Origin of the sequence: Citrobacter sp. Cpo030, from assembly GCF_030333005.1 — a bacterium.
Taxonomy (GTDB): Bacteria; Pseudomonadota; Gammaproteobacteria; order Enterobacterales; family Enterobacteriaceae; genus Citrobacter; species Citrobacter portucalensis.
On sequence record NZ_JAOWGT010000074.1, the window covers coordinates 1 to 19104 of the forward strand.

A 19104-nucleotide genomic window follows, 5' to 3' on the forward strand; every position below is an offset into this window, starting at 1 on the left:
GCAACAACGCCCGCACCAACAGTACGGCCGCCTTCACGGATTGCGAAACGCAGACCGTCGTCCATCGCGATCGGGTGGATCAGGGTAACAACCATTTTGATGTTGTCGCCCGGCATTACCATCTCTACGCCTTCCGGCAGTTCGATGGTACCAGTCACGTCAGTAGTACGGAAGTAGAACTGCGGACGGTAGCCTTTGAAGAACGGAGTATGACGGCCGCCTTCGTCTTTGGACAGAATGTACACTTCAGATTCAAACTTGGTGTGCGGCTTGATAGAGCCCGGCTTAGCCAGTACCTGACCACGTTCGATTTCTTCACGCTTGATACCACGCAGCAGAACACCAACGTTCTCACCAGCACGGCCTTCGTCCAGCAGTTTGCGGAACATTTCAACGCCAGTACAGGTAGACTTAGCAGTCTCTTTGATACCAACGATTTCAACTTCTTCACCAACTTTGATGATACCGCGCTCTACACGACCGGTAACAACGGTACCACGACCGGAGATGGAGAATACGTCTTCGATAGGCAGCAGGAACGGCTTGTCAATCGCACGCTCTGGTTCTGGGATGTAAGAATCCAGGAAGCCAGCCAGTTCGATGATTTTCGCTTCCCACTCTGCTTCGCCTTCCAGCGCTTTCAGAGCAGAACCACGAACGATCGGAGTGTCGTCGCCCGGGAAATCGTACTGAGACAGAAGTTCACGAACTTCCATTTCTACCAGTTCCAGCAGCTCTTCGTCATCAACCATGTCGCATTTATTCAGGAACACGATGATGTACGGAACACCTACCTGACGACCCAGCAGGATGTGCTCACGAGTCTGCGGCATCGGGCCGTCAGTCGCAGCAACAACCAGGATCGCGCCGTCCATCTGCGCAGCACCGGTGATCATGTTTTTAACATAGTCGGCGTGGCCCGGGCAGTCTACGTGTGCGTAGTGGCGAGTCGGGGTGTCATATTCAACGTGAGAAGTGTTGATGGTGATACCACGAGCTTTTTCTTCCGGCGCGTTATCGATCTGGTCGAATGCACGAGCAGCACCGCCGTAGGTTTTAGCCAGTACGGTAGTGATTGCAGCGGTCAGGGTAGTTTTACCGTGGTCAACGTGGCCGATGGTGCCGACGTTAACGTGCGGTTTTGTACGTTCAAATTTTTCTTTAGACACGGCTATATTCCTTACTATAGTGCTCTCCCCTATGGAGAGAGCACGGGACTTAGGTTTTAATCCTGTGGATTATTTACCACGGGCTTCAATAACGGCCTGAGCAACGTTGTTCGGCGCATCGTCGTACTTCAGGAACTCCATGGAGTAAGAAGCACGGCCTTTGGTCAGAGAACGCAGCTGGGTTGCATATCCGAACATTTCAGACAGCGGAACTTCAGCATGGATAACAACGCCAGTGACGTTGGATTCCTGACCACGAAGCATACCACGACGGCGGCTCAAGTCACCGATTACGTCACCGGTGTTCTCTTCCGGAGTCTCTACTTCAACCTTCATGATAGGCTCAAGCAGAACTGGTTTCGCTTTCTTAAAGCCATCTTTGAAGGCGATAGAAGCGGCCAGTTTAAACGCCAGCTCAGAGGAGTCAACGTCATGGTAAGAACCGAAGTGCAGACGCACGCCCAGATCAACAACCGGGTAACCAGCCAGCGGGCCAGATTTCAGCTGTTCCTGGATGCCTTTATCAACGGCCGGGATGTATTCGCCAGGAATTACACCACCTTTGATGTCGTTGATGAACTCGTAGCCTTTCGGGTTTGAACCCGGCTCCAGCGGGTACATGTCGATAACAACATGACCGTACTGACCGCGACCACCAGACTGCTTAGCGTGTTTACCTTCGATATCGGTAACTTTCGCGCGAATCGCTTCACGGTAAGCAACCTGAGGTTTACCGACGTTCGCTTCAACGTTGAATTCACGCTTCATACGGTCAACGATGATGTCGAGGTGCAGCTCACCCATACCAGCGATAATGGTCTGGTTAGATTCTTCGTCAGTCCATACGCGGAATGACGGGTCTTCTTTCGCCAGACGGCCCAGAGCCAGACCCATTTTTTCCTGGTCAGCTTTGGTTTTCGGTTCTACCGCGATGGAAATTACCGGCTCAGGGAATTCCATACGTTCCAGAATGATCGGGTGATCCGGGTCACACAGGGTGTCACCAGTGGTCACGTCTTTCAGACCGATTGCAGCAGCGATATCGCCCGCGCGAACTTCTTTGATCTCTTCACGTTTGTTAGCGTGCATCTGTACGATACGGCCGAAACGTTCACGTGCAGTTTTCACGGAGTTCAGGATGGTGTCACCGGAGTTAACCACACCAGAGTACACACGGAAGAAGGTCAGGTTACCCACGAACGGGTCGGTAGCGATTTTGAATGCCAGAGCAGCAAACGGCTCGTCATCGCTAGCATGACGCTCAGCAGGAGTATCTTTACCGTCGTCCAGAATACCGTTGATCGCAGGTACGTCTACTGGGGATGGCAGGTAATCAATTACCGCATCCAGCATCGCCTGAACACCTTTGTTCTTGAACGCAGAACCACAGGTTACCAGGATGATTTCGTTGTTCAGAACGCGCTGACGCAGAGCTTTTTTGATCTCTTCTTCAGTCAGTTCTTCACCACCCAGGTATTTCTCCATCAGCTCTTCTGAAGCTTCTGCAGCGGACTCGATCAGGTTCTGGTGCCATTCTTCAGCCAGTTCCTGCATGTCAGCCGGGATATCTTCATAAGTGAAGGTTACGCCTGCATCTTCTTCGTTCCAGTTGATGGCTTTCATTTTCACCAGGTCAACAACACCGGTGAACGCTTCTTCAGCGCCAATTGCCAGCTGCAGCGGAACAGGGTTCGCGCCCAGACGGGTTTTGATCTGACCAACAACTTTCAGGAAGTTCGCACCCATACGGTCCATTTTGTTAACGAACGCAATGCGCGGAACTTTATATTTGTTTGCCTGACGCCATACGGTTTCAGACTGAGGCTGAACACCACCAACTGCGCAGTAAACCATTACTGCACCATCAAGCACACGCATGGAACGTTCTACTTCGATAGTGAAGTCAACGTGCCCCGGGGTGTCGATGATGTTTACGCGATGCGGTTCATACTGCTTAGCCATACCAGACCAGAATGCAGTAGTCGCTGCGGAGGTGATAGTAATACCACGTTCCTGCTCCTGCTCCATCCAGTCCATGGTGGCTGCGCCGTCATGAACTTCACCGATTTTATGGTTTACACCGGTGTAGAACAGAATACGTTCGGTAGTAGTGGTTTTACCGGCGTCGATGTGCGCACTGATACCGATGTTACGGTAGCGCGCGATGGGTGTTGTACGAGCCATTTGATTCCTCGTTTATCTTTTAGGCGTTCAATTTAAGTAGCCCAAAGCGGGCTGCTTACTAGAAGCGCCCGCCTGGTGACTAAAACTCCGAAGGGATTACCAACGGTAGTGTGCGAACGCCTTGTTGGCTTCTGCCATACGGTGAACGTCTTCACGTTTCTTAACTGCAGTACCTTTGTTTTCTGCAGCATCAGAAAGTTCGTTCGCCAGGCGCAGAGCCATGGATTTATCACCGCGTTTACGAGCAGCTTCAACGATCCAACGCATTGCCAGAGCATTACGACGGACCGGACGGACTTCAACTGGTACCTGATAAGTAGAACCACCAACGCGGCGAGACTTAACTTCGACAGTCGGGCGCACGTTTTCGAGAGCTACTTCGAAAGCTTCCAGTTCGTTTTTACCAGAACGCTGAGCCAGGGTCTCCAGCGCGCTGTATACGATAGTTTCGGCAGTAGATTTTTTACCATCTACCATCAGGATATTTACAAATTTAGCCAGCAGTTCTGATCCGAACTTCGGATCCGGCAGAATTTTACGCTGACCAATGACGCGACGACGTGGCATGGAAATACTCCGTTGTTAATTCAGGATTGTCCAAAACTCTAAGAGTTTAGTTTGACATTAATATAAAACGTTTGGCCTTACTTAACGGAGAACCATTAAGCCTTAGGACGTTTCACGCCATACTTGGAGCGTGATTGCTTACGGTCTTTAACGCCGGAGCAGTCAAGCGCACCACGAACGGTGTGGTAACGAACACCCGGGAGGTCTTTTACACGACCGCCACGGATCAGGATCACGGAGTGCTCCTGCAGGTTGTGACCTTCACCACCGATGTAGGAAGTCACTTCAAAACCGTTAGTCAGACGAACACGGCAAACTTTACGCAGTGCGGAGTTCGGTTTTTTAGGAGTGGTAGTATATACACGAGTACATACGCCACGTTTCTGCGGGCATGCTTCCAGCGCAGGCACGTTGCTTTTTGCAACTTTGCGTGCACGTGGTTTGCGTACCAGCTGGTTAACTGTTGCCATTAAATAGCTCCTGGTTTTAGCTTTTGCTTCGTAAACACGTAATAAAACGACCTCATACAATATGAGGACGCAGAATTTTAGGTCGGTGTCGAAAAGGTGTCAAGAAATATACAACGATCCCACAATTACCAGGACATCTGGCTGGGATGCTTCACCGTAAGTCTGACGAAGTCAGTATAGCTAACCCTGACGACACTGTCTGAAATTTGACCACTCAACCCGCGGGCCTTAATGTCTTCTTCCAGTACATAGACCTTAATGGAGGCATTTTGCAGACTTTCAAGGAAACGGCTGCCTTCAATTGCCGCCGTCACGCCATCCTGGAGCAATAAAAGTTCATCGTCTTTATCTATCAGGCGAAGAAGAGAGGAGAAATCGGTAAGCCACGCGGAGCGATGTAGTGTGTGCAGCATGAGAGTCTCAAAACCTTAAAATGACGTCAAAGTTGCCTAACTCACGGCGTAAATCTTCCGGTTCAAGCGCTGTCGCATCGACCACAAAATTAACCCCCTGCTGAAGGCCCCGCTCGCGTAATGAAGCGGCGCACAACCAACATTGATCGATATCGTACAACCCTAACAGCTTAAAGGTTGCGATATAGTCTCGCGCCAGCACGGCATCCGGTTGTTGTCCCTGGAGGATTTGAAAGACGCCATCGCCGATAAAAAACACGCCGAGGTCTTCCGTTAATGCAGATGTCGCCAGCAATGCATCTAATCCTTCACGGCCTGATGCGCTGCCGTGCGGTACGGTAGAAAAAACAAAAGCAACACGTTTCATCAGAACTGCACCACGCGATCGCAGGTCAGGGATGCCTCAGCCAGCGATCCAAGCCCGCTGAGGTTAAAACCTGGTTGTAAATTAGCCCCTGCCAGCCCCAGCCGCTTTGCCTCAGTTTCATCAACAACGCCGCGACGCAACGCCGCCGCCACGCAGATATTCAGCGTTACACCATGCTGTTGGTTCAGCTGTTGCCAGGCCCGCACCAGATCATATTCATCACTGGCGGGTGAAGTCAGGAAATTGGCGTTATATACACCTTCACGATAGAAAAAGACGCTGCATAACTCATGCCCTTCTTCGAAAAGCGCATGAGCAAATTGCAACGCGCTACTCGCCTGCTGCGTGCCATAAGCAGGCCCTGTCACCATGATGGCAAAACGCATTACTTGTCTTGCCCCTGGAAATCGCCGCTTTTGAACTGACGAATATAGAGGTAGACCGTATGTTTGGAGATGTTCAGCCGATCGGCGACCTGGTTGATGGCATCTTTAATATCGAAGATGCCTTTCTCATACAAATTCAGGACGATCTGGCGGTTCTTCGCATTGTTGGAAACATTGCGATCGGCATTCACTTCTTCGATTGTGAATTCCAGCGTCTGGGTAACCAGATCTTCCACCGAAGACGCGAAGTTGACGGCAGAGCCCACTTCCGGGGTTTCCGGTGGGATAAAGGTATTCATTATCTGCGAGAATGGAACATCAAGGTTCATGTTGATGCACAGCAGACCAATCACGCGATGCTCACGGTTGCGAATGGCAATCGTCACCGACTTCATCAAGACACCGCTTTTCGCACGTGTGAAGTAACACTTCGACACGCTGCTATCCGCACCCGTCATATCATGCAGCATACGCAACGCAAGGTCGGTAATCGGTGAGCCAATTTTACGGCCCGTGTGTTCACCGTTAGCAATGCGGATGGCCGAGCATTTCAAATCCTGCAAAGAGTGCAATACGATTTCACAATGGGAACCAATGAGCATCGCCAACCCGTCCACTACCGCTTCGTAGGATTTGAGGATATCGAAGTCGGTTTGATCGAAAGGACGTTGATCCAGCAAATCTAGCTCACTGGTTTCGTTGGTTAAAAGCGACCTGGACATGAAAAAAAGCACTCCTTTTCAGGAGCCTGTCGTTATGTTGTCAGGGCAGGCTCATCACTATTATAGGGGCATCTAAAGTAATACAGCGCACAAGGCGCTTTCCAGTATTAATTATATCCTGTCGATAATAAAAAACCGCCGCCCTGTGGGCGGCGGTTTCTGTTAGCTTATTTTTTGCTGCTGTCTGCAGCTTTATCTGCCGGTGCAGCATCTGGCTGCGCGTCAGCTTTCGGTGCCGGTTTGATGTCTAACAGTTCAACATCAAAGACCAGCGTAGAGTTGGCCGGAATACCCGGGACGCCCGTTTTGCCGTAAGCCAGATCCGGTGGGATAACCAGCTGGATTTTGCCGCCTTTCTTGATATTTTTCAGGCCTTCAGTCCAGCCAGGGATTACACCGTCAAGACGGAAAGAGAGCGGCTCACCACGGGTATAAGAGTTATCAAACTCTTTACCATCGATCAGCGTACCTTTGTAGTTGACTACCACCGTATCGCTGTCTTTCGGTGCAGCGCCAGTACCTTCTTTCTCTACTTTGTAGACCAGGCCAGTAGAAGAGGTTTTAACGCCTTTCTCTTTAGCAAATTTCTCGCGGTAAACTTTACCTTTGGCTTCGTTGTCAGCCGCGTCTTTTTCCATTTTCGCCTGAGCGGAGCTCTTCACGCGCGCTTCAAACGCCTGCAGAGTTTGTTCGATTTCCTGGTCAGACAGTTTGCTCTTGTCTGCAAACGCATCCTGAACACCAGCGATCAGCTGATCTTTATCCAGTTTGATGCCCAGTTTTTCCTGCTCTTTCAGAGAGTTTTCCATATAACGACCCAGGGACGCGCCCAGCGCGTAAGCGGCTTTTTGGTCGTCATTCTTGAATGCTGCTTTGCTGTCAGCAGTAGCGGCTGGTTTCGCAGCATCAGCAGCGAAGGTGATCGGGGCATGCAGAGCAACAGCCATTGTGGTCGCCAGCAGCGTTACTTTAAACAGTGATTTCATCCATATCTCCAGGGCCGGGGCATCTCACCCCAGGGTTAGCTAACATAAAAATGTACTATAAAGCGTTGCAGAACAAATCAACATACAGGCACGCCCTATTATCACCACTTTTCAGACTCTTTTTGTTTAAATTAGTTTCGTTACCGAAGATTGAGTGCTGTGCAAACAGGCAAAGTTAAGTAGAATTCGCCGCAGTCCGCGATCTGCCGGAGAAAAAAGAAAGAGGTGAATCATGCAGGATACAACAATGGAAACTCGCCTGGCTGAACTGGAAAGTCGCCTGGCATTTCAGGAGATAACCATTGAAGAGCTCAACGTGACGGTGACCGCGCATGAACTGGAAATGGCCAAACTGCGCGACCATCTGCGTCTGCTGACGGAAAAGCTCAAAGCAACGCAGCCGTCCCACATTGCGTCGCAGTCTGAAGAGACCCCGCCGCCACATTATTGAGACGTAAAAAAAGCGGGGATATCCCCGCTTTTTTGTGCCGGATGACGACGTAAACGTCTTATCCGGCCTACGGTAGGCCTGATAAGCGTAGCGCCATCAGGCAATCATACCGATCAGTGGCAACCGCAGCCGCCGCCGTTACCTTTACCGCCACCGCCGCAGCAGCCTTCGCCACCGTGCTCGTGACCATGGTCGTGACCGTGGCCGTGACCACCGCAGCAACCGTCATGACCGTGGTCATGATCGTGGTCGTGACCGTGCGCACCGTGAACGTGGCCGTGAGCCAGTTCTTCTTCGGTCGCTTCGCGGATAGCAACAACTTCTACGTTGAATTTCAGATTCTGGCCAGCCAGCATGTGGTTACCATCAACCACAACGTGGTCGTCTTCCACTTCGGTAATTTCTACCGGTACTGGACCCTGGTCAGTTTCAGCCAGGAAACGCATGCCAACCTGCAGTTCGTCAACGCCCATGAAGACGTCTTTAGGAACGCGCTGCACCAGGTTTTCGTCGTACTGACCGTATGCGTCGTTTGCGCCAACAGCAACATCGAATTTGTCGCCAACTTCATGACCGTCCAGCGCTGTTTCCAGGCCAGAAATCAGGGAACCGTGACCATGCAGGTAGTCCAGCGGTGCACTCACCGGAGACTCATCAACCAACACACCGTCTTCTGTACGTACCTGATAGGCCAGGCTGACCACCAGGTCCTTTGCTACTTTCATGATATCTCCTGAGCATGGAAAGAATAGTGGCGCAGATTGTAGCGGAATTCTGCACCCGTGTACCCTCTAGCTTAAAAAAAGCTGCGCCATATCGCTAGTCCGGATGAAAAATCCCGATCACTTGCTCTTCTTTGCGAACGTGCTCGCGCGCCTCTTTATCTGCTTCCCGCATCTGATGACCGCACTTAACACACTCAACAATATTGATATTATTTTCGCGCCACATCGCCAGCGTATCCTGCGACTGGCAGGACGGACATTTTGCACCTGCGATAAAACGTTTACGAATTGCCATGGTTATCCTCTACTCAAATTCATCCCAGCCGTCCAGCTGACGTCGCTCTTGCTGCATCTCTCGTTGGAAAATTTCCTCCAGCTCGCGCCGGGCTTCCCTGGCTCGAGAGATTTGTACCGTATCCGTATGCATGGGGATCAGTTCCCGCAGCATGCGCATATCCAGCCGCCGAAAATGCAGCTGAGCGCGCTGAGCCTGGTGCGGATGCATTCCCAGTGTAACCAGCGTTTTACGCCCCAACTCCAGCGCACTGGAGAACGTTTCGCGGGAAAACTGCGTCACACCAGCCTGTAATAACTCATGTGCCTCTACACGTCCGCGCGCTCGCGCAAGAATATGCAAATGCGGAAAATACTGTTGGCACAGTTCCACCAGTTTCATGGTGTCTTCAGGCTCATTACACGTAATAACAATAGATTGCGCCGCCTCTGCCCCTGCGGAGCGCAACAGTTCCACCTGCGTGGCATCACCGTAATAAACCTTATAGCCATATTTACGCATCAGATTCACCGCGCTGATATCCCGCTCCAGAACGGTAATGCGCATTTTATTGGCCATCAAAAGGCGACCAATAACCTGACCAAAACGCCCAAACCCCACCACAATCACCTGCGGTTTATCATCTTCCACCCAGGGTTTTTCATCTTCCTCATCCGTGCCGTTAAACTGGCGGGAGAGCCATTTATCAATCAGCTTCATCACCAGCGGTGTGGTCATCATCGACAGCGTGACGGTCACCAGCAGCAACGCCATTTGGTCGCCCTGAAACAGCCGTTGCGAGGATGCCGTTGAAAACAGCACGAAAGCGAATTCACCACCCTGACTTAAAACCCCGGCAAATTGCATCCGTTCAGAGCTTCTCATGCCGTTAAGACGCGCCAGCACATACAGCACCAGCATTTTTACGACCACCAGCACTATCACGCTCGCTGCCACCCACAGAATATGGGTGTAGAGCACGCCGAGGTTGAGCGACATGCCAACGGAGATAAAAAACAGCCCGAGCAACAGGCCTTTAAACGGTTCGATTGCCGTTTCCAGCTCATGTCGGTATTCGCTTTCCGCCAGCAGCACGCCCGCGATAAACGTTCCCAGCGCCATTGACAGCCCCAGCGCATCCATAAATAGAGCAGAACCCAGCACCAACAGCAGCGTGGCAGCGGTGAACACTTCCCGCACGCCAGAATCCGCAATAAAGCGGAAAACCGGACGCAGCAAATAGCGACCGCCAATCAGCATGCCGGCAAAGGCCAGCACCTTCATTCCCACTTTGATCCAGTCAAAATGTTCGTCAGCAGAACCCGCCAGCAGCGGAACCAGTGCCAGCGCGGGGATCACCGCCAGATCCTGAAACAGCAGTACCGAAAAACCCAGTTGTCCGGATTCACTGCGGTTCATGCCTTTTTCGCGCATCAACTGTAGCGCCATAGCGGTCGATGACATCGCCAGACCAATGCCGCCAACCACTGCCGCCTGCCAGGAGAACGCAGTGAGCATCAATAATCCGGCCAGCACCACCGCGCTCAGCATCACCTGCGCGGCACCGACGCCAAAAATTGAACGCCGCAGTTGCCACAGTTTGGCGGGATTAAGTTCCAGCCCAATGATGAACATCAGAAAGACTACGCCCAGCTCGGAGAAGTGCAGAATTTCATCCACATCGCTGATGAATCCTAATCCCCACGGGCCGATAGCAATACCCGCCAGCAAGTAACCCAGCACAGGACCGATACCCAGCTTTGAGGCCAGGGGAACTGCAGCCACCGCCGCGAAGAGGAACAACACTCCCGCTGTCAATAAATCAGAACCTTCCATTAGCGGCCTCCCACAGGGATTGGATTCGCCAGCCAGTCACCATACGCTTTCGCATGGCTGTCCAGCTCCTGCTTCGTTTGCCGTCTGGCCCAGTAAACGATAATTGGGCTCATCCAGTGCATGCGGCACATACCGGCCGTTAGCTCGAAAGGACGCAGCACATCGCTCATTGGATAACGGTTTAGCGCGTCATAGCGGTAGGCACTTTCCGGTTCTCCGGTAGTGATAACGCTACGCCAGTACTTTCCCGCCAGTTGATTCCCTCCGGGACCGCTGGCAAATCCGCGGCTCAGTACGCGGTCAAGCCATTCCTTTAACAGCGCCGGACAGCTATAGGTATAGAGTGGGTGCTGAAAAACAATCACATCATGCTCACGCAGCAGCGCCTGTTCATGCGGAATATCGATAAAAAAATCAGGATAGTGCGCGTAAAGGTCGTGCACGGTAACATTGCTGAGCTGCATGGCCGGTTTAAGCAGAACACGGTTCGCGACCGAGTCCTGAGATTCCGGATGGGCATACAGCAGCAAGACTTTCGCTGGCTGGAACATCATCCCCCTCCCGGTTTTGTCTTTTGTCTATTTTCGACGTTTTGGGCTACCATTGCGCCTCGGTGCGGCAAACGGCCCGCACATTACATTATCATAATGATAAATTAACATAGTCTGAACATACGGCGCCTTATGATTGTTTTCTCATCGTTACAAATTCGTCGCGGCGTGCGCGTCTTGCTGGACAATGCCACGGCCACCATTAATCCAGGGCAGAAGGTTGGCCTGGTGGGTAAAAATGGCTGCGGTAAATCTACCCTGCTGGCATTGCTGAAGAATGAACTCAGCGCCGACGCTGGAGGATTTACCTATCCGGGAAACTGGCAGCTTGCGTGGGTGAATCAGGAAACGCCAGCATTGCCGCAGCCCGCGCTGGAGTATGTGATTGACGGCGACCGCGAGTATCGTCAACTGGAAGCGCAGTTGAACGACGCTAACGAACGTAACGATGGACATGCCATTGCCACTGTCCATGGCAAGCTGGATGCCATCGACGCCTGGACTGTGCGCTCACGCGCCGCCAGCCTGCTGCATGGCCTCGGCTTCACCAACGAACAGCTTGAGCGCCCGGTCAGCGACTTCTCCGGTGGCTGGCGTATGCGTCTCAACCTGGCCCAGGCGCTGATTTGCCGTTCAGACCTACTGCTGCTCGATGAACCCACCAACCACCTCGATCTCGACGCGGTGATCTGGCTGGAAAGATGGCTGAAAAGCTATCAGGGTACGCTGATTTTGATCTCCCACGATCGCGACTTCCTCGATCCGGTTGTAGATAAAATTATTCATATCGAACAGCAAACCATGTTCGAGTACACCGGCAACTACAGCGCGTTTGAAATCCAGCGTGCGACGCGCCTCGCACAGCAACAGGCAATGTACGAAAGCCAGCAGGAGCGCGTGGCGCATCTGCAAAGCTATATCGATCGTTTCCGCGCTAAAGCAACGAAAGCGAAGCAGGCACAGAGCCGTATCAAAATGCTGGAACGCATGGAGCTGATTGCCCCAGCGCACGTGGACAACCCGTTCCACTTCAGCTTCCGTGAGCCGGAAAGCCTGCCAAACCCGCTGCTGAAGATGGAAAAGGTCAGCGCTGGCTACGGCGATCGCGTCATTCTCGATTCGATCAAACTGAATCTGGTGCCGGGTTCCCGCATCGGCCTGCTCGGTCGCAACGGCGCGGGTAAATCGACGCTGATTAAGCTGCTGGCCGGCGAACTGGCCCCTATCAGCGGCGAGATTGGCCTGGCGAAAGGCATCAAGCTGGGGTACTTCGCGCAGCACCAGCTGGAGTTTTTACGCGCCGATGAATCACCCATTCAGCATCTGGCACGCATGGCACCGCAGGAGTTGGAACAGAAACTGCGTGACTACCTGGGTGGATTCGGCTTCCAGGGCGATAAAGTCAGCGAAGAGACACGCCGCTTCTCCGGTGGCGAAAAAGCGCGTCTGGTGCTGGCGTTGATCGTCTGGCAGCGCCCTAACCTACTGCTGCTCGATGAACCGACCAACCACCTGGACCTGGATATGCGCCAGGCGCTGACCGAGGCGCTGATCGATTTTGAAGGCGCGCTGGTTGTCGTCTCGCACGACCGTCACCTGATCCGCTCCACCACCGACGACCTCTATCTGGTACACGACAAGAAAGTCGAGCCGTTTGATGGCGATCTGGAGGATTATCAGCAGTGGCTGAGCGATGTCCAGAAACAGGAAAACCAGGGCGACGAACCGGCGAAAGAGAGCGTTAACAGCGCCCAGGCGCGTAAAGACCAGAAGCGCCGCGAAGCGGAACTGCGCTCCCTGACGCAGCCGCTGCGTAAAGAGATTACCCGTCTGGAAAAAGAGATGGAGAAACTGCACGCACAGCTGGCGCAGGCGGAAGAAAAACTCGGCGACAGCGAACTGTACGACCAAAGTCGCAAAGCCGAACTTACCGCCTGTTTGCAGCAGCAGGCCAGTGCGAAATCCGGGCTGGAAGAGTGTGAAATGGCCTGGCTGGAGGCTCAGGAGCAGCTTGAGCAAATGCTCGCCGAGTAGTCATGATTGCCGGAGAAGGCGAAGCTGCCATCCGGCGCCAGAGCCGAAAATGCCTGATGAGGACGCTCGCGCGTCTTATCAGGCCTACGTTTCGTTGACGTAGTTGTGACCCAATCTCGCGTAACCTGCTGACTGACTAGCGACAAAATCACATATTGGCTAACCCGCACGCGCTGTGCGCGGTATAGTTACTCTTTCCGATTATTAATTGCTCCGGTGTTATGGTTGAAATCACGTCCACAGAAATGACCCCACCTACCGACGATTCGCGAGAATTCCGCCCGATGCGCGGTATCAGTAACCGCCATCTGCAGACGATGCTGCCGCGTTTAATTCGCCGCAAGGTGAAGTTCGACGCCCACTGGCAGCGTCTGGAATTGCCCGACGGTGATTTCGTCGATCTGGCGTGGAGCGAAGATCCGCAACAGGCGAAACACAAACCGCGCCTGGTGGTTTTTCACGGTCTGGAAGGCAGTCTAAACAGCCCCTACGCACATGGCCTGATTGAAGCAGCACAAAAGCGCGGCTGGCTGGGCGTGGTAATGCATTTTCGCGGCTGCAGCGGCGAACCCAATCGTCTGAACCGCATTTATCACTCGGGCGAAACAGAAGATGGCACCTGGTTTTTACACTGGCTGGAGCGTGAGTTCGGTCGCGTACCGACCGCGGCGGTAGGTTATTCACTCGGTGGAAACATGCTGGCTTGCCTGCTGGCAAAAGAAGGCAACGATATTCCGATAGATGCGGCGGTTATCGTTTCTGCACCTTTCGTGCTCGAAGCCTGTAGCTACCATATGGACAAGGGCTTCTCCCGGGTCTACCAGCGCTACCTGCTCAATCTGTTGAAAGCCAATGCCTCACGTAAGCTTGAAGCTTATCCAGGTTCGCTGCCGGTGAGTCTGGCCCAGTTGAAATCTTTACGCCGCATTCGCGATTTTGACGATCTAATCACCGCCAAAATCCACGGTTTCGCCGATGCTATAGACTATTACCGCCAGTGCAGCGCCATGCCGTTGCTCAATCGGATCGCCAAACCAACGCTGATTATCCATGCGAAAGACGATCCGTTTATGGATCATCATGTGATCCCGAAACCGGAAAATCTGCCCTCACAGGTGGAGTACCAGCTTACTGAACACGGCGGCCACGTTGGATTTATAGGTGGCACGGTGCGCCGTCCTGAGATGTGGCTGGAATCAAGAATTCCGGACTGGCTGACAACGTATCTGGAGGCATCATCATGATTATCCCATGGCAAGATATCTCCCCGGACGCGCTGGACAATTTGATTGAAAGCTTTGTCTTGCGCGAAGGCACCGATTATGGTGAACATGAACGCTCGCTCGAACAAAAAGTCGCCGACGTCAAACGCCAACTACAATCAGGTGAAGCCGTGCTGGTGTGGTCCGAACTGCATGAAACGGTCAACATTATGCCGAGGAAGCAGATTCACGAGTAATCCGTAGCCGCCGGCCGACTTTACTATAATTACAACCATTTCATGGAGTTGTTATGTCTGCCAAACATCCGGTGATTGCGGTAACAGGATCCAGCGGCGCGGGGACCACTACCACCAGCCTCGCGTTTCGTAAAATTTTCGCGCAGTTAAATCTGCGCGCCGCCGAGGTGGAAGGTGACAGTTTTCATCGCTATACCCGTCCGGAAATGGATATGGCGATTCGCAAAGCACGCGATGCCGGACGGCATATCAGCTATTTTGGCCCCGAAGCTAATGACTTCGGCTTGCTGGAACAAACCTTCATCGAATACGGTCAGACGGGCAAAGGCCAGTCGCGAAAATATCTGCACACTTACGATGAGGCCGTACCATGGAACCAGGTTCCGGGGACATTCACGCCCTGGCAGCCGCTGCCTGAACCGACGGATGTACTGTTCTACGAAGGGCTGCACGGTGGTGTCGTCACCCCGCAGCAAAACGTGGCCCGGCATGTCGATCTGCTGGTTGGCGTGGTACCTATTGTAAACCTGGAATGGATCCAGAAGCTGACTCGCGATACCAGCGAGCGTGGCCATTCGCGTGAAGCGGTGATGGACTCGGTGGTGCGCTCAATGGACGATTACATCAATTACATCACGCCGCAGTTTTCCCGGACGCATATTAACTTCCAGCGCGTACCGACCGTCGATACCTCTAATCCCTTTGCCGCTAAGAGTATTCCGTCACTGGATGAAAGCTTTGTCGTGATTCATTTTCGTAACCTGGAAGGGATCGACTTCCCGTGGTTACTGGCCATGCTGCAGGGCTCATTCATTTCCCATATCAATACGTTAGTCGTACCGGGTGGCAAAATGGGTCTGGCGATGGAATTGATTATGCTGCCGCTGGTGCAGCGACTGATGGAAGGTAAGAAGATAGAGTGAGGTGTGGAAAGTGCCCGATGACGCTTCGCTTATCGGGCCTACGAATCAACATCATCCTGTAGGCCGGATAAGGCAACGCCGCCATCCGGCATCAGAGATTACGCAGCAACCACTTCATAGGAATGGGTAATATTCACTGCCTTTTCCAGCATCAACGCTACGGAGCAGTATTTTTCCGCTGAAAGATCGACGGCGCGGGAGACAGACGCATCTTTCAGATCGTTACCCGTTACGATGAAATGCAGGTTGATGTGGGTAAACAGGCGCGGCGCTTCATCACGACGCTCTGAAGTCAGTTTCACTTCGCAGTTGGTCACATCCTGACGACCCTTTTGCAGGATCGATACCACATCAATCGCGCTACAACCGCCAGCAGCCATTAATACCATTTCCATCGGGCTCGGCGCTTTATCACCGGAGTTACCGTCCATCAAAATTTGGTGACCAGAGGCGGACTCACCGAGGAAGGTTAACCCCTCAACCCACTTTACACGCGCTTGCATATTTCGTAACTCCAATGTTTCAATTTTCCTGACAGATTACGCGCACATAACAATTCTCGCAACGGAAGGCGACCTGCGTCATGCTGAAGCGAGACACCAGGAGACACACGGCGAAAGCTATGCTAAAACAGACGGGATGCTACAGTAATACATTGACGTACTGCATGTATGCAGAGGACATCACATTACAGGCTGCAGTATATTTTTGACAGCCCCTTTCCCAGGTAGCGGGAAGCATATTTTTGCAAACCCAGAGGCAGCGTCGTTTTCTGGCTCTGGAGACAGCTTATAACAGAGGATAACCGCGCATGGTGCTTGGCAAACCGCAAACAGACCCGACTCTCGAATGGTTCTTGTCTCATTGCCATATTCATAAGTACCCATCGAAGAGCACGCTGATTCACCAGGGTGAAAAAGCGGAAACGTTGTATTACATCGTTAAAGGCTCCGTGGCAGTGCTGATCAAAGATGAAGAAGGGAAAGAAATGATCCTTTCTTATCTGAATCAGGGCGATTTTATTGGTGAATTAGGCCTCTTCGAAGAAGGTCAGGAACGTAGCGCCTGGGTACGTGCCAAAACCGCATGTGAAGTCGCTGAAATTTCCTACAAAAAATTTCGCCAATTAATCCAGGTCAACCCGGATATTCTGATGCGCCTGTCTTCTCAGATGGCTCGTCGTCTGCAGGTCACGTCTGAAAAAGTGGGCAACCTTGCCTTCCTCGACGTAACCGGTCGTATCGCGCAGACTCTGCTGAATCTGGCGAAACAGCCTGATGCGATGACCCACCCGGACGGCATGCAGATTAAAATTACCCGTCAGGAAATCGGCCAGATCGTTGGCTGCTCCCGTGAGACCGTCGGTCGTATTCTGAAGATGCTGGAAGATCAGAACCTGATCTCCGCACACGGTAAGACCATCGTCGTCTACGGCACGCGTTAACCCCATCGAAGTGGCGCGTTACCCAGTAATGCGCCACTTTTGTTTACTCCGATGTGGCGAAGACTGATATACCACCCAGAGATCAACTACGCACTACGACAAACGCTGGTGCTATGTTTACCTGTGGCTGTTGGTCTGATCATCGGTCAGCTTCATTTGGGGCTTCTCTTTTCCCTCGTCCCTGCCTGCTGCAACATTGCCGGTCTTGATACTCCGCACAAGCGCTTTTTCAAACGCTTAGTCATTGGTGCATCGCTGTTTGCCGGGTGCAGTTTGATCATGCAGTTACTGCTTGCGCAAACTATACCGTTACCATTGATCCTCACCGGCCTGACGCTGATTCTTGGCGTAACCGCCGAGCTAAGCCCTTTGCATGCGCGATTACTGCCAGCCTCGCTTATCGCGGCGATTTTCACGCTCAGCCTGGCCGGGAATATGCCCGTCTGGGAGCCACTGCTGATCTACGCGCTGGGCACGTTATGGTACGGCCTGTTCAACTGGTTCTGGTTCTGGATGTGGCGCGAGCAACCGCTCCGCGAATCGCTCAGCTTGCTGTACCGTGAATTAGCCGATTACTGTGAAGCCAAGTACAGCATGCTGACCCAGCATGCCGACCCAGAAAAAGCGCTGCCTCCCCTGCTGGTTCGCCAACAAAAGGCAGTGGATCTGATTACCCAGTGCTATCAGCAAATGCATATGCTGTCGGCGCATCACAACAACGAATACAAACGCCTGCTGCGTGCCTTTCAGGAGGCGCTGGATTTACAGGAACATATTTCCGTTAGCCTCCACCAGCCGGAAGAAGTGCAAAAACTGGTTGAGCGTAGCCACGCCGAACAGGTGATTCGCTGGAACGCGCGAACCGTCGCCGAACGCCTTCGGGTACTGGCCGATGATATTTTGTATCACCGCTTGCCAACCCGTTTCTCGATGGAAAAGCAGATTGGCACGCTGGAGAAAATCGCCAGGCAGCATCCGGACAATCCGGTGGGGCAATTTTGCTACTGGCACTTCAGCCGTATTGCCCGCGTGCTACGGACCCAGCGCCCGCTGTATGCCCGTGACTTAATGGCTGACAAGCAGCGTCGGTTGCCGCTGATCCCTGCCCTGAAAAACTACCTGTCGTTGAAATCCCCGGCGCTGCGCAATGCCGGACGCATCAGCGTTATGTTGAGTATCGCCAGCCTGATGGGCAGCGCCTTACACCTGCCAAAGCCTTACTGGATTTTGATGACAGTCCTGTTTGTTACGCAAAATGGCTACGGGGCGACCCGGGTGCGCATCTTACACCGTTCCGTAGGTACGCTCGTTGGACTGGTCATTGCCGGCGTCACGTTGCACTTTCATATTCCCGAAGGTTTCACGCTGGCGGCCATGCTGCTGATAACCCTGGTAAGCTATCTGATCATCCGTAAAAACTACGGCTGGGCTACCGTCGGTTTTACGGTCACGGCGGTATATACCCTGCAACTGCTGACGCTGAACGGGGAACAGTTTATCGTGCCACGGTTTGTCGATACGGTCATTGGCTGCTTAATCGCCTTTGGCGGCACGCTCTGGCTGTGGCCACAGTGGCAGAGCGGTCTGCTGCGTAAGAACGCCCACGATGCGTTAGAAGCCGACCAGGAGGCTATTCGCCTGATTCTCAGCAACGACCCGCAGGCTACACCGCTGGCGTATCAACGTATGCGGGTCAACCAGACGCAAAACACACTGTTCAACTCGCTGAACCAGGCAATGCAGGAGCCAGGATTTAACTCGCACTACCTGGCTGACATGAAACTGTGGGTCACGCACAGCCAGTTCATCGTCGAACACATCAACGCGATGACCACGCTGGCAAGGGAACATACGATGCTGACGCCGGATTTGGCGCAGCGGTATCTGGAGTCCTGTGAAATTGCGCTCCAGCGCTGTCAGCAGCGGCTGGAATATGATGGGCCGGGAAGCTCGGGAGATGTGAATATTCTCGAAGCGCCAGAGATGCTGTCCCATGGTCCGTTAAGCACCCTTGAGCAGCATCTGCAGCGGGTTCTTGGGCACCTGAACACCATGCATACCATTTCGTCGGTAGCATGGCGTCAGCGACCGCACCACGGGATCTGGCTGAGCCGCCGACTGCGGGATATGAAGGGTTAAGCTC

At 52.9% G+C, this 19104-nt stretch carries 20 protein-coding genes and 1 pseudogene; 7 read left to right on the top strand and 14 right to left on the bottom strand.

Annotation, left to right across the window (positions count from 1 at the left end; all coding sequences use genetic code 11):
* The 9 genes from tuf to fkpA form a co-directional block, all read right to left on the bottom strand.
* The coding region (gene tuf, locus OGY37_RS19345) for an elongation factor Tu (RefSeq protein ID WP_049014834.1) at window positions 1-1169 on the bottom strand (1169 nt) is incomplete at its 3' end.
* Between the two features lie 69 nt (window positions 1170-1238).
* Window positions 1239-3353 (bottom strand): elongation factor G, encoded by a 2115-nt coding sequence (gene fusA, locus OGY37_RS19350; RefSeq protein WP_003023659.1) that lies wholly within the window; start codon window positions 3351-3353, stop codon window positions 1239-1241.
* 96 nt (window positions 3354-3449) lie between these two features.
* Window positions 3450-3920, bottom strand: coding sequence for a 30S ribosomal protein S7 (rpsG, locus tag OGY37_RS19355; RefSeq protein ID WP_003023657.1), 471 nt, complete (start codon window positions 3918-3920; stop codon window positions 3450-3452).
* A gap of 95 nt (window positions 3921-4015) precedes the next feature.
* Window positions 4016-4390, bottom strand: a complete 375-nt coding sequence (gene rpsL / locus OGY37_RS19360) for a 30S ribosomal protein S12 (protein ID WP_003023654.1) — start codon at window positions 4388-4390, stop codon at window positions 4016-4018.
* 125 nt (window positions 4391-4515) lie between these two features.
* Window positions 4516-4803 carry a sulfurtransferase complex subunit TusB gene (gene tusB / locus OGY37_RS19365; RefSeq protein WP_003023651.1) on the bottom strand — a complete coding sequence of 96 codons (288 nt, stop codon included), beginning with the start codon at window positions 4801-4803 and terminating at the stop codon, window positions 4516-4518.
* Window positions 4804-4810: 7 nt separating this feature from the next.
* Window positions 4811-5170: a sulfurtransferase complex subunit TusC gene (tusC, locus tag OGY37_RS19370; protein WP_003827771.1), complete on the bottom strand. Its 360-nt coding sequence runs from the start codon at window positions 5168-5170 to the stop codon at window positions 4811-4813.
* On the bottom strand, window positions 5170-5556 hold the full coding sequence (gene tusD / locus OGY37_RS19375) for a sulfurtransferase complex subunit TusD (protein WP_286621603.1): 387 nt from the start codon (window positions 5554-5556) through the stop codon (window positions 5170-5172). Before tusD ends, tusC begins: the two co-directional genes overlap by 1 nt.
* Complete coding sequence (locus OGY37_RS19380) at window positions 5556-6278, bottom strand: helix-turn-helix transcriptional regulator (protein WP_003023643.1); 723 nt, start codon at window positions 6276-6278, stop codon at window positions 5556-5558. The genes tusD and OGY37_RS19380 overlap by 1 nt, the downstream gene beginning before the upstream one ends.
* Window positions 6279-6445: 167 nt before the next feature.
* Complete coding sequence (gene fkpA / locus OGY37_RS19385) at window positions 6446-7264, bottom strand: FKBP-type peptidyl-prolyl cis-trans isomerase (protein ID WP_003827768.1); 819 nt, start codon at window positions 7262-7264, stop codon at window positions 6446-6448.
* Window positions 7265-7496: 232 nt separating this feature from the next.
* Here fkpA and OGY37_RS19390 point away from each other — a divergent pair, with 232 nt between their 5' ends.
* Window positions 7497-7715, top strand: a complete 219-nt coding sequence (locus tag OGY37_RS19390; protein WP_003023639.1) for a protein SlyX — start codon at window positions 7497-7499, stop codon at window positions 7713-7715.
* Window positions 7716-7828: 113 nt separating this feature from the next.
* On the opposite strand, the gene slyD is transcribed toward OGY37_RS19390, so the two are convergent.
* The 4 genes from slyD to kefG form a co-directional block, all read right to left on the bottom strand.
* Window positions 7829-8440, bottom strand: a complete 612-nt coding sequence (slyD, locus tag OGY37_RS19395) for a peptidylprolyl isomerase (protein ID WP_008786294.1) — start codon at window positions 8438-8440, stop codon at window positions 7829-7831.
* A 94-nt stretch (window positions 8441-8534) separates the two neighbouring features.
* Window positions 8535-8735 (bottom strand): YheV family putative zinc ribbon protein, encoded by a 201-nt coding sequence (locus OGY37_RS19400; protein ID WP_286621605.1) that lies wholly within the window; start codon window positions 8733-8735, stop codon window positions 8535-8537.
* A 9-nt stretch (window positions 8736-8744) separates the two neighbouring features.
* Window positions 8745-10550 carry a glutathione-regulated potassium-efflux system protein KefB gene (gene kefB, locus OGY37_RS19405; RefSeq protein WP_286621607.1) on the bottom strand — a complete coding sequence of 602 codons (1806 nt, stop codon included), beginning with the start codon at window positions 10548-10550 and terminating at the stop codon, window positions 8745-8747.
* A complete protein-coding gene (gene kefG / locus OGY37_RS19410) occupies window positions 10550-11101 on the bottom strand; it encodes a glutathione-regulated potassium-efflux system ancillary protein KefG (RefSeq protein WP_003023629.1) in 552 nt (183 codons plus the stop codon). Before kefG ends, kefB begins: the two co-directional genes overlap by 1 nt.
* A 132-nt stretch (window positions 11102-11233) precedes the next feature.
* Here kefG and OGY37_RS19415 point away from each other — a divergent pair, with 132 nt between their 5' ends.
* From OGY37_RS19415 to OGY37_RS19430, 4 genes and pseudogenes are all read left to right on the top strand, one after another.
* Window positions 11234-13135: an ABC transporter ATP-binding protein gene (locus tag OGY37_RS19415; RefSeq protein WP_149280721.1), complete on the top strand. Its 1902-nt coding sequence runs from the start codon at window positions 11234-11236 to the stop codon at window positions 13133-13135.
* Window positions 13136-13310: 175 nt separating this feature from the next.
* Window positions 13311-14379: pseudogene (locus OGY37_RS19420) on the top strand (hydrolase).
* Window positions 14376-14594: a YheU family protein gene (locus OGY37_RS19425; RefSeq protein WP_003023615.1), complete on the top strand. Its 219-nt coding sequence runs from the start codon at window positions 14376-14378 to the stop codon at window positions 14592-14594. Before OGY37_RS19420 ends, OGY37_RS19425 begins: the two are co-directional and overlap by 4 nt.
* A 53-nt stretch (window positions 14595-14647) precedes the next feature.
* Window positions 14648-15517: a phosphoribulokinase gene (locus tag OGY37_RS19430; protein ID WP_003827751.1), complete on the top strand. Its 870-nt coding sequence runs from the start codon at window positions 14648-14650 to the stop codon at window positions 15515-15517.
* Window positions 15518-15615: 98 nt separating this feature from the next.
* Here the strand turns inward: OGY37_RS19430 and OGY37_RS19435 are convergent, their stop codons facing one another.
* Window positions 15616-16020, bottom strand: coding sequence for an OsmC family protein (locus tag OGY37_RS19435; protein WP_043018552.1), 405 nt, complete (start codon window positions 16018-16020; stop codon window positions 15616-15618).
* Window positions 16021-16328: 308 nt separating this feature from the next.
* On the opposite strand from OGY37_RS19435, the gene crp reads away from it, so the two are divergent.
* Together crp and OGY37_RS19445 are read left to right on the top strand one after the other, a co-directional pair.
* Window positions 16329-16961: a cAMP-activated global transcriptional regulator CRP gene (gene crp, locus OGY37_RS19440; protein WP_000242758.1), complete on the top strand. Its 633-nt coding sequence runs from the start codon at window positions 16329-16331 to the stop codon at window positions 16959-16961.
* 51 nt (window positions 16962-17012) lie between these two features.
* A complete protein-coding gene (locus OGY37_RS19445; RefSeq protein WP_286621826.1) occupies window positions 17013-19100 on the top strand; it encodes a YccS/YhfK family putative transporter in 2088 nt (695 codons plus the stop codon).
* Window positions 19101-19104: the final 4 nt, after the last annotated feature.